Origin of the sequence: Aquamicrobium lusatiense (genome assembly GCF_014201615.1) — a bacterium.
Taxonomy (GTDB): Bacteria; Pseudomonadota; Alphaproteobacteria; order Rhizobiales; family Rhizobiaceae; genus Mesorhizobium; species Mesorhizobium lusatiense.
Genome location: NZ_JACHEU010000003.1, coordinates 246,553 through 261,926 on the forward strand (window position 1 = coordinate 246,553; position 15,374 = coordinate 261,926).

The following is a 15,374-nucleotide window of genomic DNA, read 5'->3' on the forward strand; positions in this document are numbered from 1 at the left end:
CCGCGACCGGCACGCCGGATCGCCGACATGAGCAGCCCATATCGTCCACATTGCCCGCTGGCCGGTCCAGCGGGCAATATGCTTAGGTCCACGCCATCTCCTTCCCGTTGACGCCGCATATGTAAGAGATAATTCTAATCATGCGGAGATCCGCAGGATTTCATCCCTGTATGAGGGTCCGGGCTTGCAGGAGAATGCCGCCAATTCCGGACGCTGCCGGACTTCGTGATCCATTGGGCATCGTGCTACCGGGCATCGATCCACTTCCTCAACGCGTTCTGGCGGAGCAGAAAATGAACATTATTTCCCTTTCCCGGCGCACCCTTTTCAAGGGTTCGGCACTTCTGCTGGCCTCCACCGCCCTGCCCCGGTTCACCTTCGCCCAGAGTGGCAGCCGCCTCGTCGTCGCCGCCGATTCCGAGCCGCGCAACCTCAACCCGGCCATCGTCGCCTCGAACGGCGTGTTCTTCATTTCCTCCAAGGTCATCGAGCCGCTGGCCGAAGCCTCGTTCGATGGAGGGGGCGATGGCGAGGGCGGGCTCGCACCGCGCCTCGCCACTTCGTGGGAAGGCTCGGACGACGGGCTTTCGGCCACGTTCAAACTGCGCGAGGGCGTGAAGTGGCATGACGGCCAGCCCTTCACCTCGGCCGACGTCGCCTTTTCCGCGCTTCAGGTGTGGAAGCCGCTGCAAAACCTCGGCCGGCTGGTGTTCGCCAATCTCGAAGCCGTCGACACGCCGGACGACCACACCGCCGTGTTCCGCTTTGCGAAGCCGACTCCGTTCCAGCTCATCCGCAACGCGCTGCCGGTGGTGTCGAGCGTGGTGGCGAAGCACATCTTCGAGGGCGAGGCCGACATTGCCGCCAGCGAGGCCAACAACAAGCTCGTCGGCACCGGCCCGTTCCGCTTCGCCGAGCACCGTCCGGGCGAATATTACCGGCTGGAGCGCAACCCCGACTACTGGGGCGAAGGCGAGCCGAAGCTGGACGAGATCATCTTCCGGGTGCTGCCCGACCGCGCGGCGGCGGCCGGCGCGCTGGAAGCTGGCGAAATCCAGCTTGCCGCCTTCAGCCAGGTGCCGCTGACCGACCTCGACCGCATCTCGAAAGTGCCGGGCATCGAGGTCTATTCCAAGGGGTATGAGGCGCTGACCTACCAGCTTGGCGTGGAGATCAATCACCGCCGCGCGGAACTGGCCAACGTCAGGGTGCGGCAGGCCATCGCGCACGCCATCGATCGCGATTTCGTGGTGCGCACCATCTTCCTCGGCTATGCGGAGACGGCCACCGGCATCGTGCCGAAGAACGCGCCCGAATTCTACAATGGCGACGTGCCGCTCCATCCGTTCGACGTGGACAAGGCCAACGCCCTGCTCGACGAGGCCGGCTATCCGCGCAAGGACGGCGGCGCCCGCTTCGCGCTGCGCCTGCTGCCCGCGCCCTACTTCACCGAGACGCGCCAGTTCGGCGACTATCTGCGGCAGGCGCTGGCCGCTGTGGGCATCGACGCCACGGTGGTCAACAACGATGCCGCCGCGCACCAGAAGGCGGTCTACACCGACCACGATTTCGACCTCGCCGTCGCGCCCACCGTGTTCCGCGGCGATCCGGCCATATCCACCACCATTCTGGTGCGCTCCGGCACACCGGCCGGCGTGCCCTTCTCCAATCAGGGCGGCTACGAGAACAAGGAGATCGACGCGCTGATCGACAAGGCCGGCGAGACGGTCGACACCGCCGCGCGCACCGCGCTTTACAAGCAGCTTCAGGTGCTGGTGGCTGAAGACCTGCCGATCATCAACGTTGCCGACTGGGGCTTCATCACCGTGGCAAGCTCACAGGTGAAGAACGTGTCCAACAATCCGCGCTGGGCGGTTTCCAGCTGGGCCGACACCGAACTGGACGCGTGACAGGTCACGGCCTGCCCCGCCGGACCATTTTGGGCGGGGCATGGAATTTCGATGGTCGCGCATGAAGCACCCCTGCCCTTACCCCTCCACAACGGGCCGACCTCTCGCAATTCCCTCTCTCGCGGGAAGGGATCAGTGGCGGAGGGATGCTGCGGGCCGCTGCCGCCGAAACCCGAACCGATCCGGGGCAGCCGGCGTTCTGACGAACGCAGCGCCGGTGCTCCAGCTTGTTTTCCGTGGTGGCATTCGTGCCACGTCAGGCGATTCCGTCTGCCTGCGAAATGCTCTAGAGTCTGACGCATGAACCGTGCGCTTCGCCTTCTCCGGCGCAGGCTGATCAGCAGCATTCCGGTGCTGCTGATCGTCATCGTCGGGGCCTTCTTCCTGCTGGAGCTTGCGCCCGGCGATGCTGCGGACGCTTATCTTCTGTCCATCGGCGGCGGCGATCCGGCGCTGGTGCAGGCGCTGCGCCAGAGCTATGGCCTCGAAGGCTCCACCCTGTCGCGGCTGTGGCTCTATCTCACTTCGCTCGCCCGGTTCGATCTCGGCTGGTCCGTCACCTTCAACCGGCCGATCGCGGGGCTGATCGCGGAGCGGTTGCCCAACACGCTGTGGCTGATGGTCGGCGCGGTCGGGCTTTCCTTCACCGCCGGCTCGCTGCTCGGCATCGTTGCCGGCTCGAAACCGGGAAGCTGGCGCGACCGGCTGCTCTCCACCGGCTCGCTGGCGCTTTATGCGGTGCCGAGCTTCTGGCTCGGCCTCGTGCTGATCGTGCTGTTTTCCGTGCAACTGCGCTGGTTCCCGACCTCAGGCATCGAGACCATCGCGTCGGGCAAGCAAGGACTGGCGCGGGCGCGCGACATCGCATGGCATCTGGCCCTGCCGGTGGCAGCGCTCGGCCTGATCTATCTCGCCCTGTTTTTGCGCATGATGCGCGCCGGCATGGCAGAGGCCTGGCGGCAGGATTATGCGCTGGCAGCCCGGGCGCGGGGCATCGGCCCGGCCCGCATCGCCGTGTTCCACATTGCCCGCAACGCGCTGTTGCCGCTCGTCACCATGCTGGGCCTGCACGCCGCCTCGATGCTGGGCGGCTCCGTCGTCATCGAAAGCGTCTTCGCCATTCCCGGCTTCGGGCGGCTGGCGCAGGAGGCCGTGGCCGGGCGCGACGCGCCGCTGCTCACCGGCATCATCCTCGTCAGCGCCGTGCTGGTCATTCTGGTGAACCTCGCCGTCGACATGGCCTATGCCTTTCTCGACCCGCGCGTCGGCGCGAACGAGGTGGTGGCATGAGCGCCATAAAACGCCTCTTGCGGTCTCCCGCCGGCGTGGCCGGTCTGGTGCTGCTGGCCCTGCTGGTGCTGGCCGCACTCAGCGCGCCGCTTCTTTTCCCCGGCGATCCGCTGGCGATTGCCGGCCCGCCGCTGACGCCGCCCTTCACCGATCCGGCCTTTCCGCTCGGCACTGACCGGCTCGGCCGCAACGTGCTGGCCGGGCTGTTCCATGGCGCGCAGGCTTCGCTGGCCGTTGGGCTGGCGGCTGCCGCCGTCTCCATCATTTTCGGCGCGCTGGTCGGCACGATAGCGGGTTTTGCCGGCGGGCTGGTGGACGAGGCGCTGATGCGCGTCGTGGACGCTTTCCAGACCGTGCCGGGCTTTCTTCTGGCGCTGGCCTTCGTCAGCGTTTCGGGCGCGTCCCTGCCCGTGGTCATCCTCGCCGTCGCGCTCGGCGCATGGACCGGTCCCGCCCGGCTGGCGCGCGCCGAGGTGCTGTCGATCCGCGAGCGCGACTATGTGGCGGCGGCCCGCGTCATCGGCATGCATCCGGCCGAAATCGCGCTGCGCGAAGTGCTGCCCAACGCTTTGCCGCCGGTGCTGGCGCTGGCGGCGGTGATCGTCGGCAACGCGGTGCTGATCGAATCCGCGCTCTCCTTCCTCGGCCTCGGCGATCCCAACATCGTCACCTGGGGCTCGATGATCGCGGAGGGGCGCAACGTGCTGCGCTCCGCGCCCTTCCTGTCCATCGTGCCGGGCGTCGGCCTCGTCGTCACCGTGCTCGGCGTCTATCTGCTGGCTGAAGGGCTTTCCGATGCGCTGGCGAGCAGAAAGGCGCGGCCATGATGAGCGATGTGCTGGCCAGCCTGCGCGGGCTCACCGTGACCTATGGCAGCGGGGAAAGCGCGCATGTCGCACTTCACGGCCTCGACCTCGACATTCTCAAAGGCGAGCGGCTGGCCGTCATCGGCGAAAGCGGCTCGGGCAAGTCGACGCTGGCGCTGGCGCTGGGCGGCCTGCTGCCGCCGGAAGCGCGCATTGCGGGCCACATCGGCTGGCCGGGCTTCGCCGCGCAGCCGCGCGCCGGCCGCGACATCGGCTTCGTGTTTCAGGATGCGGGCGCCAGCCTCAACCCGGTCATCCCGGTCGGCCGTCAGATCGCCGAAGTCGCACGCCTGCATCTCGGTCTCACGCGCCATGCGGCGCGGGAGCGCGCCCGCGCCTTGCTGGAGAGGGTGCGCATTCCCGACCCCGACCGCGCGCTTGGCGCCTATCCGCACCAGCTTTCCGGTGGCCAGCGCCAGCGCGTGGCGATCGCGGCGGCCATCGCGGGCGAGCCGTCGCTGCTGATCGCCGACGAGGCGACCAGCGCGCTCGACACCATCGTGCAGGCCGAAATCGTGGCGCTGCTCGACGAGCTGGTTCGTGCCGAAGGCATGACGCTGATCTTCATCACCCACGACATCGCGCTCGCCTCCGGTTTCGCCGATCGCATCGCCGTGCTGCACGATGCGCGTCTGGTGGAAGCCGGCCCCGCCCCCACCCTGCTCGGCGCACCGAAAGAGGCCTACACGGCAAAGCTGCTCGCCAGCCATATCGGGCTCGACACGCCGCCGCTGATCACGGAGAAGCAGCCATGAGAGCGCCGCTGCTTGCCGTTCACAACCTCACCAAGACCTACCGCTCGGGCGGGCGCGAGGTGAAGGGGCTCGACAATGTGTCGATGTCGGTGGCGGCCGGCGAAACCATCGGACTGGTAGGGCCGTCCGGCAGCGGCAAGTCCACGCTGGCGCGGGTGGTGATGCGGCTGATCGAGCCGGATTCCGGCACCATCGCCTTCGGCGACGAAAACCTCGGCGCGCTGAGCGGCAAGGCGCTGCGCTCCATGCGCAAGCGCATCCAGATGGTGTTTCAGGATCCCTCCGCCGCCTTCAACCCGCGCGCCACCGTGGCCGACGTGCTGGCCGATCCGCTGCGCATTCACGGGCTGGCCTCGCGCGCTGAGCGCCCGCGCCGGATCGCGGAACTGCTGGACAGCGTGGGCCTGCCGGCAAATCTCGCGGCGCGGCCCGTCCATGCCGTTTCCGGCGGCCAGCGCCAGCGCGTCGCCATTGCCCGCGCGCTGGCGACCGAGCCGGAGCTGATCGTGCTCGACGAGGCGGTGTCGGCGCTCGACGTCACCGTGCGCGGCCAGATCCTCGACCTGCTGGTTGCCCTGCAGCGAGAGCGCGGCCTCGCCTATCTGTTCGTCTCGCACGATCTGGCCGTGGTGCGCGCCGTCTCGCACCGCATCGCCATCATGGATCGCGGCCGCATCGTGGAAGCCGGCCCCGCCGCCACGGTCGTCGCCGATCCCCAATCGGAAACCGGCCGCGCGCTGGTCGCGGCCATCCCCCGCCTTCACATCCCCCGGCTTCACACCTTACAACCCCACACCTCCCAACCTCATGGGGAAGCATCCCAAAATGCCTGACTTCGACCGCCATTCGCTGCTCGACCTGCCGCCCTATCCGGCCGCGGGATATGCAAGGCTTGCCGACCGCATCGCGGCGCTGATCGGCACCGGCAACGACGTGGTGTTCGTGCAGGCGGAAGCTGTGGTGGCGCTGGAGGCGGCGGCGACCAGCCTCGGCCGGCCGGGCCTGCGCGCGCTCAACATCGTCACCAGCCCCTATGGCGAGCTGTTCGGCGGTTGGCTGAAGCGTGCCGGCGCAGAGGTCATCGAACTGAGGGCCGAACCCGGCCTGCCCGTCACCGTCGAAGCGGTGGCGCAGGCGCTGGCCGGCGCGGACGGCATCGATCTGGTGGCGCTGGTGCATGCGGAATCGGCGTCCGGCATCCTCAATCCGCTCCCCGAAATCGCGGAGCTGGCGCGCGAAAAGGGCGCGCTGCTGCTCGTCGATGCGGTGGCATCCGCGGGCGGGCACGAACTGGATGTGGACGCGCTGGGCATCGACATCGCCGTCATCGGCCCGCAAAAGGGGCTGGGCGGGCCGGCCGGCATTTCAGCGCTCTCCGTCAGCCCGCGCGCATGGCAGGCCATCGACCGGACGGACACGCCGCGGCACTCGGTGCTGTCGCTCGTGGATATAAAACGCAACTGGCTGGATGCGGGGCGCGGCGTGCTTTCCGGCATGCCGTCTGCGCTGGAGTTCCACGCACTGGAAGCTGCGCTGGACCGGGTGGAGGCGGAAGGCATCGCCGCCGCCATCGCCCGCCATCTGCGCGCCCAGCGCGCCGCCCGTGCCGGGCTGCAAGCGCTTGGCGCGCGCCTGTGGGTGAGCGATGAAAACGAGGCCTCGCGGCTCGTCACCACCATTCTGCTTCCGGAAGGGCTGGATGCGCACCGGCTGGCGCAGCATGGGGCGGCGGTTGCGGTGGGCTTGTCCGCCGGGGTCGGCGTGGTTGCTTCGAGGCTCTTGCGCCTTGATCATACCGGCCCGCGCGCCAGCCGGGACACGGTTCTGGCCGGCATCCGCGCCGTTGCCCGCGTCCTGCGCGAGGCGGGCGTGGCTGTCAGCGAAACGGCGGCCGAAGCCGCCGTCGATGCTCTCTGGACCAGTTGAAGCTACCCGTTCAGAACTTGTAGCTCAGGCCGAAGCGCAGGTCGTGCGAGCTGTCGATCGTGACCTTGCGGTCGAGCCCGGCAGCGGAGAAGTCGGCGCTGCCATAGTCGGAGTAGCGGTATTCGGCCCTGACGATCGCCTTGTCGGTCACGGCATGCTCGATGCCGGTGCCGATGGTGAAACCGGTATGGGTCTTGGAACCGCTGACCGGATCGCGCGGCGTGGCCAACCAGCCATTGGTGAAGGAGGCTTCGTGCTCGTATCCGGCTACAGCGACGCCCGCCGCGACGTAAGGCAGATAGCGGCCATAGGCATAGCCGATGCGGCCCCTGAGCGCTCCCGACCAGCTCTGCTTCGACTTCAGCGTCGCGTTCAGGTAGTCCGATGCGTTGGCGCGGTAGACGCTGAACGTGTCAGGCCCGCCGGAGCTGTCGGCAATGTTGAGGTCGGCGTCGACGCCAGCCACGAAGCCGTTGCCGAAGTCGTGATTGTAGCCGGCATAGACGCCGCCGAGGAAGCCTTCGAGGCGCTGCCTGTAGGAGCTGGTGTAGGATACGCCCGAGGCATCCAGCGCATAGTCGTTGCCGTTGCGCGACCAGTCGTGCCCGGCGCTGACGCCCGCATAGAAGCCGCTCCAGTCATAGGAAGCCGGCGCGACCATGCCGCCCTTCTGGGCCGCGATCGCCGCCATGATGCCTGCATCCGGGTCGGCGGGCTTCGAGGACATGCCCGGAACGCCGATCTTGGTGCTGAAGCCGGCGATGAAGGTGCGGCCCTTGCCGGCAAGCTGCACGCCGTCGCCGCTCAGGGGAACGGCATAGACCTTGTTGGCCACGTTCTCGACGGAGAAGAACAGCCGGCTCGCCTCGTTGAAGTCGTAGGAGCCGTAGATGTCGAAGAGCGTGTAGGAAGGAACGTCGGTGAGGGTCGCTTCCGGAGTGGTGAAGCTGATGGTCGCGTAGGTGCCCTTGCCGACAAAGCGGGCCTTGCCGCCGAGGGCCAGCTTCTCGTCGAAGAAGCGCATGCCCACATCGACCATGCCGTAGTATTTCGGCAGGATGTCGATGTCGGCATTGCCGCCGCTGCCGACCATGCCGCCGGCGGGGGTCTTGGTCGTGGCGTTGGTGTAGGAGAAGTTGGCGTAGGCGAAGCCGGCATCGTATCCGCCCTCGATCTCGACGCCGCGCATGCGGGTGGTGCCCGGCACGTTGATCCACATCGCCGTGTCGTACCAGCATTCGGCGGCACCCGCGCAGCGCTCCATGCTGATGGTGCCGTTGGTGATGTAGTTCTTGATGCGGTTGTCGAAGTAGCCGACCTTCAGGCGCGCGGTGTCCTTTTCGAAGAACAGGTCGTTCTTGGCGATGTTGAAGCCCAGATCCCAGCCCTTGCTGGTTTCGGGCTCGAGATCCATGTTGTTGTAGATGCCGCTGCCGAGCTGGGCGCCGATGCCGACCAGACCCCAGAACGACTCCTGCGCGGTAGGCGGACGATAGGTGTGCGAATAGGTGGTGTAGAGCTGGAGCCAGTTGGTGGGGTTGGCCGCCAGCGTGAACTTCGGATTGACCTTGCCGCCATCGCGCGAAACATGCTCGGCCGGGCAGTTTTCCGGACCCACGGGACATTCGGCGGTGCCGCCGGCACCCGTGCCCTGCGTTCTTGCCTGCCGGGTGCCGGACAGGTGCCAGTGGTCGTAGCGCAGTCCGGTGATGAAATCGAACATGCCGTAGGAGAGCGTTGCGTCGGTGAAGGCGCTGGCCTTGGCGAGCTTGCCGGGCTGGTTCACGCCGCGCCGTTCCGAAACGCGGTAGTCGTCCATGTGGTAGGACACGCCATAGTCGAGCTTCAGGCCGAAGCCCTTGGTCAGGTCGAAGGTGCTGGTGTTGGTGATGTCGCCGCCGAAGGAGATGGCATCGGTTTCACGACCCGCATAGCTGCCGCCGCCGGCGCCGGGGTCGTAGAGCATGTTGGCCTTGTTGTAGTAGAGGTTGATCTTGGTGTCGAAGAGATTGCTGTCCGGCGTGAAGGCGTAGTTCAGCGAATAGGTGTTGTTCTTCACGCCCCACATATAGCCGGAATTGCGGAAGTCATTGTCGTAATAGACCCAGCCCAGCTTCAGCGCATGGGTGTCGTTCGGCTTGATCTCGATCTTGCCCAGCCCGCCGAGCGGCCGGTTGCGCTCGTAGAAGGTGGTGCCGTCGCCGTTGCGGTAGTCCTTGCTCTGGCTGTCGGCCCAGGCGCCCATGACGCTCATCTCGCCCTCGCCGCCATTGATGGCGGTGCGCATGCCGGCAGCGGTCATGCCGCTCCAGTCATAGCCGTTCGAGCCGACTTTCCATTTGGTCATCACGCCGGCGTTGGAGCCGGGAAGCAGGATGTCGTCGATGCCGATGGAGCGGAAATTGGCCGCGCCCGACAGCGTGCCCGAACCGGCCGCGCCGGAAACCGCACCGCGCGTGATGTCGACGCCGGCGATGAAGTCGGGCTGCAGATAGAGATAGGTGCCGCCATAGGCGCCGTGGCCGGCGCCGTTGCGGAAGGTCTGCGGCACGCCGTCGATCATGGAATTGACGCGGCCGTAGCCGCTCATGCCGCGGATGTTGACGGAAAGTCCGGGCTGGTTGCCACCGGGGCGCGAGAAGGTGCCGGGGGTGTTGCGCAGCGCCTGATTGACGTCGCCGCCATAGCGCCCCTGCAGATTGGCGGCCGTGGTGGTGCTGACCGCTGCAGGCGTGCGGAACGGCGCATCGCCCACGCCCTGCGCGGTCACGTCGATGGTGTCGAGCACCACCGAGCCCGCTGCATCGGCCGTGCCTTCGGCGGCGGGAACGGTCGAGATCGCGACCGTGTTGGCGGCGGTGAAGGAATAGCTCAGCCCCGTGCCGGACAGAAGCCGCGACAGCGCGCCTTCGCGCGTGGCGGTTCCGCTGAAGCCGGCGGTCGTCTTGCCGGCGGCCGTGGAGGCCAGGAACGTGACCTGAAGCCCAGCCTGCCTGCCATAGGCGGTTATGGCCTGGCTGAGCGGGCCGGCCGGAATGTTGAAGCTGATCTGCGCAGACTGCGCCGTTGCCGGCCCCGTGGTGGCGGGCAGAAGAACGGCGAAGGCCGTGGTGCCGAGCAAGGCGGCGGCAAAGGCCTTGCGGCCAACCCTGAACACAGCCCGATTGCTGAACGCGTAACCCATTGCAGACGACTCCGATCGATCGAGAAAGATTTGGACTCGCCTGCCTGTTTGCTGGGTAACACGGTCTCCTGAGGCTGTTACAATCGGGGGCCGGAAATATTCGGGCCTGCCTGCAATTTTTTTTCCGGCACGCGCCGGATCGGCCCGAACAGGAAAAATGCGCGTCAGATCGGGGAAATCACCGTCAGCCCCGAAGAGAGGCGGCGCACGCGGGCGCCGGTCGGCTGCACCACGGCCTCCAGCGCGGCAAGCGGATCGCGCAGGTCGTAGAGACCGCTGACCCGCTGTGCGCCGATGGACGGGTGGGCGCTGACGACGGTGCCGGGTATCCAGCGGCTGATGCGGGCGACAAGGGCGGTCACCGTTTCCCGGTCGGCGACGATCGTGCTGTCGCGCCAGCCCGCCACCTCTCCCGGCTCGCGCCTGCCTCGGGTCACCGTCGCGCTGGCGGGATCGTAGGACAGCCACTCCCCCAAGGTCAGCATCTCGTGGAGCGCCGGCGCGGTGCCGGGGGCAGCCGCTTCCACGGCCCCTTCCGCAACGGCCATGCTGACAATGTCGGCATCGCTGGAAAGCTCGAAGGCCGTGCCGAGCGCCCTTGCCTCGACGCCATCGGCCGAAGCGACGAACGGCCGGGCGCGGTCGCGCGCCACGTCGAAGAAGCACATGCCCATCAGCAGTTCGACCCGGCGCTCGGTGCGCGTCAGGGTCATGGCGAGCGCGGATTGGGGGCCGAGCGTCGCCATGCTGCCGTCGGGCAGCTCGATGCGGCGGATCTCGCCCGTGCCGGTCACATGGTCGGCCTGCGCGCGCACCAGCGCGCCGGGTATCGTCAGCGCGCCGAGGCCGGCCACGCCCGCCACGCCCAGTGCGCCGCCGATGAGGTTGCGCCGCGTGACGTTGCGCTGGCTGCGGCGCTGTTCTTCCAGAAGCTGGCCGGACGCACCATGGATGCCGCTGACACGGCTCCAGATGTCTTCGTGCCGTTCGCTGCGGGCGCGCCAGCTGCGCGCCATCTCCACCGGCACGGGATTGGCGGGGTCGTTCTGCATGCGGATGACGATATCGATGGCTTCCGAGACGAGCCGATCAAATTCGTCTGAGTTCTCGCCCATGGAAAACCTTCAAGGCCGGTCGGTTGCCCGCGACATGCGGACGCCTTCCTCATGATACAAAGCAGAGTGGAAAATATTCACCCCCATCACGCAAGAATCGGGGCGGAAGAATTACAGATCCGCCCTCAATTCCCTGCGACGCCTATTCCACCCGAAGCAGAAGATGCCGATAGGCGCGATGGACGAGTTCCCATGCGCGCGTGTTTGAAAGCCCCAGCCGCTCCGCCACTTCCGCAATGGTCATGCCATCGATGCGATGAAGAATGAAGGCCTCGCGCGTCTTGTCCGGCAATTCTTCGAGCGCATCGGCGATCTGCCGCAGCATCTGGCGCGAATAGACGACCATTTCCGCCGAGGGCGCGGGGTCGGCCACGCGGATCATGGCATCCTCGTCGACATAGACGGTGGGGTCTATGGCCTGCCTGCGGTGATAGTTGATGCTGAGGTTGCGGGAGACTTCGAACAGATAGGCGCGCGGATTGTGGTTCTGCGTCGCCTCGCCCGGCGGACTGGCCATGACGCGCAGGAACGTATCCTGCGTCAGGTCGGCGGCCACGTCCTCAGCCAGCCCGCGGCGGCGCAGCGCGCGGGCTATTTCCTTCGCATGTCTGCGGAACAGTTCCTGAAAATCCCAGGCCAACGCCCCGAACCTTTTTGTTTGTGCAAAACCGTTGCGCCTTAGCGGAAAGGTAAAAATCACGCAATGGCAACAGCTTAGAGCGAGATGAGCGGGTCTCGTGAAGTGGCGGCCCGCTGCTTCTGAAACTTAACTAAAATTATCATGTTAATATGGGGTTTGACCAGTTCCGCAGCCGGCACGGAATAAAAAAAGCCGGTATAACCAGCTTCTCTGGATCATCTTTTGTCCAAAACTGGATCAATGGGGGTGGCTGGCTCGCGGGTCAGGCGCTGGCTGGCCCCTTTGGCTGGCCCTTTTGGCCGGCTTTGGGGGAAACAGGTATTCTGAAAATCAGTCGTCGTGGTGACCGCCGCTTTCTTCCTCGCTCCTGCCTCTGCGCCAGTAGGAAACGACGAGGTGGTCGGCCCGGGCGAGCCTGACCTCCTTGCGCAGATAGGTGCGGATGGCGCGGAAGGCATCGAACTCGCAGGCGGCCCACGCATAGACTTCGCGGCCATCCCTGGGGAAGGACACGCCCTTCACCGCATCGGCAAGCTGCGTGGTGGTTCCGGCCTCCGCGCCGTTGCGGTGCAGCCAGCGGATTTCAAAGCCTTGCGGGGCGGCAAGCGCCTGCTCCTCGCCGGCATCGGCCACCTCGACGATGACATGGCCGCGTGCCTGCGGCGGCAGGGCTTCCAGCATGCGCCCGATTGCCGGCAGTCCGGTTTCGTCGCCGGCGAACAGATACCAGTCCGCCTCTTTCAGGCCGCCGCCGCCGGGGCCGATAATGCCCATGGGCTGGCCGATGGCGGCATGGCGCGCCCAGTCCGCCCCCGGCGCGGTTCCCGGTCCGCCCTCCGTGTGGGCATCGCCGTGGAGCACGAAGTCGAGATCCATGGTTCCCGCCGCCACATCCACGTTGCGCACCGTGTAGACCCGCAGGCGGGGCCGGTGCTCGCCATCCGGCCAGCGCACGATGCCGTTGGGGTCGAGCGTCGGCCATTGCGGCGTGGGCGCCTCGGGGTGCTGGACGAGGATGCGCAGGTGCAGCGCCTCAAGCGTATCGAAGCGGGAGAGATCGTCGCCGCGCAAGGTGATGCGGCGCATATGCGGGGTGACGTCGCGGACGGACGCCACCTCCATGACGCTGAAATTGGGCGGCACGGTCAGGTCGCTGCCATCGCCCGTCCAGGCGATGCGGAAAGCCTCGTCGCCCACGAACTGCATGACCTGCTCGGCAATGGTCATCTTGACCAGATAAAGCATGTCGAGGCTGGAGGCTTCGGCGCGGACCAGCAGGCGGTCGGTTTCGCTCTCGAAGCTGCTGGTCCACAATTCGGTCGAGGCATCGAGCGCATTGTCCCAGCGGGAAAGCTCCGCGCCATAGAGCTTCAGATGGTCGCCGATCCTGCTGATGAAGGCCGGCGAATTGCCAAGTTCGATCCGGGCTTCGGTGAAATATCCGGTCATGTGAACTCTCCTTGTGTCTGCGTGCGTGAAACCGCAGGTAAGTCCCACGGTTCCTTCCGCATCGACCGCACTGTGCGGCTCAGGCCATCGCGCCCGCGGTGCCGGCCGTCTGGAGGCGCTGGCGGGCCTTGTCGAGCGCATCTGCCTCGCTTGTCGCCAGCACCATGGGATAGGGCGAGGCCTTGGCGCGGCCGGGCAGCGCCAGCTCCATGGCCTGCCGTTCCGCTTCGTCCTCGAAGATGAAAACGGTTGCCGCGACCAGTCGGCCGAGCTCGGCCTTGCGCGCCTTCATCCACAGCACCATCGGCTTGCCGGCGCCCGGCTGCGGCCGGTCGCCCTCGCGCACGATGACGACCATCGCGCGGCCACGCGCCAGCAGCGCATCATATTCCGCGACCCAGTCGCGGCCATCCTGCTCGGTTTCGAGGGCGCCGACGCCCAGATGGATGTCGGGTTCCAGTTCGCGGAAGAATTTCATGTCGCTACTCCTCGATAATGATCAGGCTTCATCCATGGCGGCAGCGGCGGGCGCCGCGCGGCGGCCACGAACGGCAATCGCCAGCGCAAGGGCTGCGATCAGGCCGCATATGCCGGCGATGGCGGTGGCGAACGAAAAGCCCTGGGCGAAGGCCGATGTCAGCAGCTCCCGGAAGGCGTCGGGCGCCATGTCGAGCCCGGCCGGCATGGCGTGGCGGCGCACGGCGCTGCCGGCAAGGGCTGCGGCGTCCGCCACGCCCGAGCCGGCCAGCGTGTCGCTCATGGAGGCGATGGCGCGGGCGCCCATCACCGTGCCCAGAAGGGCGATGCCGATGGTCATGCCGCCCTGACGCAGCGCATTCATGGTGGCCGAGGCCGTGCCGGTGCGCTCGCGTGGTGCCGCCTCCATGGCCGCCGCCCCGGTCGAGGGCACCGCCAGACCCATGCCGATGCCCAGAAGGGCAAAGAGCGGGGCGATCGCCAGATAGGAGGTGTGCGAGGTGAACAGCACCATGGCCAGCATGGATCCTCCCAGCAGCACATAGCCGAGGATCATCAGCCGCCGCAGGCCGTGCGCACGCGCCAGCCGGCCGAACAGCGAGGCGAACAAAGCCATGGCCGCAAACACCGGCGCCATGCGCCAGCCGGCCTGCGTGGCCGACCAGCCCTGCGCCTTCTGCAGGAACAGCGAAAACAGGAACAGGCTGCTGTAGCCGGCAAATCCCAGAATGAAGGAGGCGAAATTCACCGAGGCGAAGGCGCGGTCGCGGAACAGGTCGACCGGCAGAACGGGCCTGGCAGTGCGCATCTCGGCCAGAATGAACAGCACGAGCGCAACGACGGCGACGGCAAGTGCTGCCATCACCACCGGCGCGCCCCAGCCGGCGTTCCCGGCGCTGATCAGCGCATAGGTGAGCGCGCCCAGAAACACCACGCTCAGCAGCTGTCCGGCCGGATCGAGCGCCGCGTGATCGGGATCGGCGCTTTCCCTGATGCCGGCCATGCCCAGCACAAGCGCTGCCGCGCCGACCGGCAGGTTGATGAGGAAGATGCTCTGCCAGCCGATATTGTCGACCAGCAGCCCGCCCAGCATCGGGCCGACGATCAGGGAAATGCCGCTGAACGACGACCAGCCGCCGATAACATGGGCGCGCTCGCCCGGATCGGGGAAAGCCTGGGTAAGGATGGAAAGCGCACCGGGAATGACCAGCGCGCCCGCAATGCCCTGCAGCGCGCAGCCGGCGATCAGCACGGCGAGCGAGGGTGCGGCCGCGCAGATCGCCGAGCCGGTCACGAACAGCGCCACGCCACCGAGCCATGCGCGCTTGCGGCCATAGCGGTCGCCGATCGGACCCGCCGAAAGCATGAAGGCCGACAGGCACAGCGCGTAGGAGCCCACCACCCATTGCAGGCCGGCTAGATCGGTGGACAGCCCTGCCTGTATGGCGGGCAGCGCCACGGTCACGATGCTGATGGCGAGCGTGGCCATGAAAGTGCCGAGATAGACGGCGGCGACCGCCATTCCTTTGCGGGATCCGGGGCTTTTTGGCGAGTTGGGCATGCGTGTGAAACCGTAATGTTGAGTTTATTGCTCATCATTTATATTATCGACCGACCGTCGGTCAATAGCTTGATTGTTTGCCAAACCCGTCCAATATGCAATAGAGCATCGATGGAGAGGCTGGCGGGCCGCCTCTGTGAGGAAGCATGTGAAAACAACCAGATAGGATGCTTTCACCGCATGGCCGGGACGAAAATCGTC

At 66.8% G+C, this 15,374-nt stretch carries 12 protein-coding genes; 6 read left to right on the forward strand and 6 right to left on the reverse strand.

What is annotated here, in order from left to right; translation table 11 throughout:
- Positions 1–293 precede the first annotated feature (293 nt).
- From HNR59_RS16775 to HNR59_RS16800, 6 genes are all read left to right on the forward strand, one after another.
- Positions 294–1,910, forward strand: coding sequence for an ABC transporter substrate-binding protein (locus tag HNR59_RS16775; protein WP_183832181.1), 1,617 nt, complete (start codon positions 294–296; stop codon positions 1,908–1,910).
- Between the two features lie 300 nt (positions 1,911–2,210).
- Positions 2,211–3,200, forward strand: a complete 990-nt coding sequence (locus HNR59_RS16780) for an ABC transporter permease (RefSeq protein WP_183832182.1) — start codon at positions 2,211–2,213, stop codon at positions 3,198–3,200.
- Entirely contained in the window at positions 3,197–4,027 is an 831-nt protein-coding gene (locus HNR59_RS16785; protein WP_183832183.1) for an ABC transporter permease, read from the forward strand. Before HNR59_RS16780 ends, HNR59_RS16785 begins: the two co-directional genes overlap by 4 nt.
- Positions 4,027–4,821 (forward strand): ATP-binding cassette domain-containing protein, encoded by a 795-nt coding sequence (locus HNR59_RS16790; RefSeq protein ID WP_183832256.1) that lies wholly within the window; start codon positions 4,027–4,029, stop codon positions 4,819–4,821. The genes HNR59_RS16785 and HNR59_RS16790 overlap by 1 nt, the downstream gene beginning before the upstream one ends.
- Positions 4,818–5,654: an ABC transporter ATP-binding protein gene (locus HNR59_RS16795; RefSeq protein ID WP_183832184.1), complete on the forward strand. Its 837-nt coding sequence runs from the start codon at positions 4,818–4,820 to the stop codon at positions 5,652–5,654. The genes HNR59_RS16790 and HNR59_RS16795 overlap by 4 nt, the downstream gene beginning before the upstream one ends.
- On the forward strand, positions 5,647–6,747 hold the full coding sequence (locus tag HNR59_RS16800; protein ID WP_183832185.1) for a pyridoxal-phosphate-dependent aminotransferase family protein: 1,101 nt from the start codon (positions 5,647–5,649) through the stop codon (positions 6,745–6,747). The genes HNR59_RS16795 and HNR59_RS16800 overlap by 8 nt, the downstream gene beginning before the upstream one ends.
- Positions 6,748–6,757: 10 nt before the next feature.
- Here the strand turns inward: HNR59_RS16800 and HNR59_RS16805 are convergent, their stop codons facing one another.
- The 6 genes from HNR59_RS16805 to HNR59_RS16830 all read right to left on the reverse strand — a co-directional run bounded on the left by HNR59_RS16805 (position 6,758) and on the right by HNR59_RS16830 (position 15,134).
- Complete coding sequence (locus tag HNR59_RS16805; protein WP_183832186.1) at positions 6,758–9,931, reverse strand: TonB-dependent receptor domain-containing protein; 3,174 nt, start codon at positions 9,929–9,931, stop codon at positions 6,758–6,760.
- A 164-nt stretch (positions 9,932–10,095) separates the two neighbouring features.
- Complete coding sequence (locus HNR59_RS16810; RefSeq protein ID WP_183832187.1) at positions 10,096–11,046, reverse strand: FecR family protein; 951 nt, start codon at positions 11,044–11,046, stop codon at positions 10,096–10,098.
- 142 nt (positions 11,047–11,188) lie between these two features.
- The gene (locus tag HNR59_RS16815; RefSeq protein ID WP_183832188.1) at positions 11,189–11,686 is read right to left on the reverse strand and encodes an RNA polymerase sigma factor; all 498 of its coding nucleotides are present in this window, start codon (positions 11,684–11,686) and stop codon (positions 11,189–11,191) included.
- Between the two features lie 330 nt (positions 11,687–12,016).
- The gene (locus tag HNR59_RS16820; protein WP_183832189.1) at positions 12,017–13,135 is read right to left on the reverse strand and encodes a siderophore-interacting protein; all 1,119 of its coding nucleotides are present in this window, start codon (positions 13,133–13,135) and stop codon (positions 12,017–12,019) included.
- A 79-nt stretch (positions 13,136–13,214) separates the two neighbouring features.
- The gene (locus HNR59_RS16825; protein WP_183832190.1) at positions 13,215–13,613 is read right to left on the reverse strand and encodes a hypothetical protein; all 399 of its coding nucleotides are present in this window, start codon (positions 13,611–13,613) and stop codon (positions 13,215–13,217) included.
- A gap of 21 nt (positions 13,614–13,634) precedes the next feature.
- Entirely contained in the window at positions 13,635–15,134 is a 1,500-nt protein-coding gene (locus HNR59_RS16830; protein WP_246374779.1) for an MFS transporter, read from the reverse strand.
- Positions 15,135–15,374: the final 240 nt, after the last annotated feature.

Coding starts and splice junctions, on each gene's coding strand:
- HNR59_RS16810 (WP_183832187.1), bottom strand. CDS start 11,046: ATGGGCGAGAACTCAGACGAATTTGATCGGCTCGTCTCGGAAGCCATC.
- HNR59_RS16790 (WP_183832256.1), top strand. CDS start 4,027: ATGAGCGATGTGCTGGCCAGCCTGCGCGGGCTCACCGTGACCTATGGC.
- HNR59_RS16800 (WP_183832185.1), top strand. CDS start 5,647: ATGCCTGACTTCGACCGCCATTCGCTGCTCGACCTGCCGCCCTATCCG.
- HNR59_RS16830 (WP_246374779.1), bottom strand. CDS start 15,134: ATGGCGGTCGCCGCCGTCTATCTCGGCACTTTCATGGCCACGCTCGCC.
- HNR59_RS16775 (WP_183832181.1), top strand. CDS start 294: ATGAACATTATTTCCCTTTCCCGGCGCACCCTTTTCAAGGGTTCGGCA.
- HNR59_RS16795 (WP_183832184.1), top strand. CDS start 4,818: ATGAGAGCGCCGCTGCTTGCCGTTCACAACCTCACCAAGACCTACCGC.
- HNR59_RS16805 (WP_183832186.1), bottom strand. CDS start 9,931: ATGGGTTACGCGTTCAGCAATCGGGCTGTGTTCAGGGTTGGCCGCAAG.
- HNR59_RS16785 (WP_183832183.1), top strand. CDS start 3,197: ATGAGCGCCATAAAACGCCTCTTGCGGTCTCCCGCCGGCGTGGCCGGT.
- HNR59_RS16780 (WP_183832182.1), top strand. CDS start 2,211: ATGAACCGTGCGCTTCGCCTTCTCCGGCGCAGGCTGATCAGCAGCATT.
- HNR59_RS16820 (WP_183832189.1), bottom strand. CDS start 13,135: ATGACCGGATATTTCACCGAAGCCCGGATCGAACTTGGCAATTCGCCG.
- HNR59_RS16825 (WP_183832190.1), bottom strand. CDS start 13,613: ATGAAATTCTTCCGCGAACTGGAACCCGACATCCATCTGGGCGTCGGC.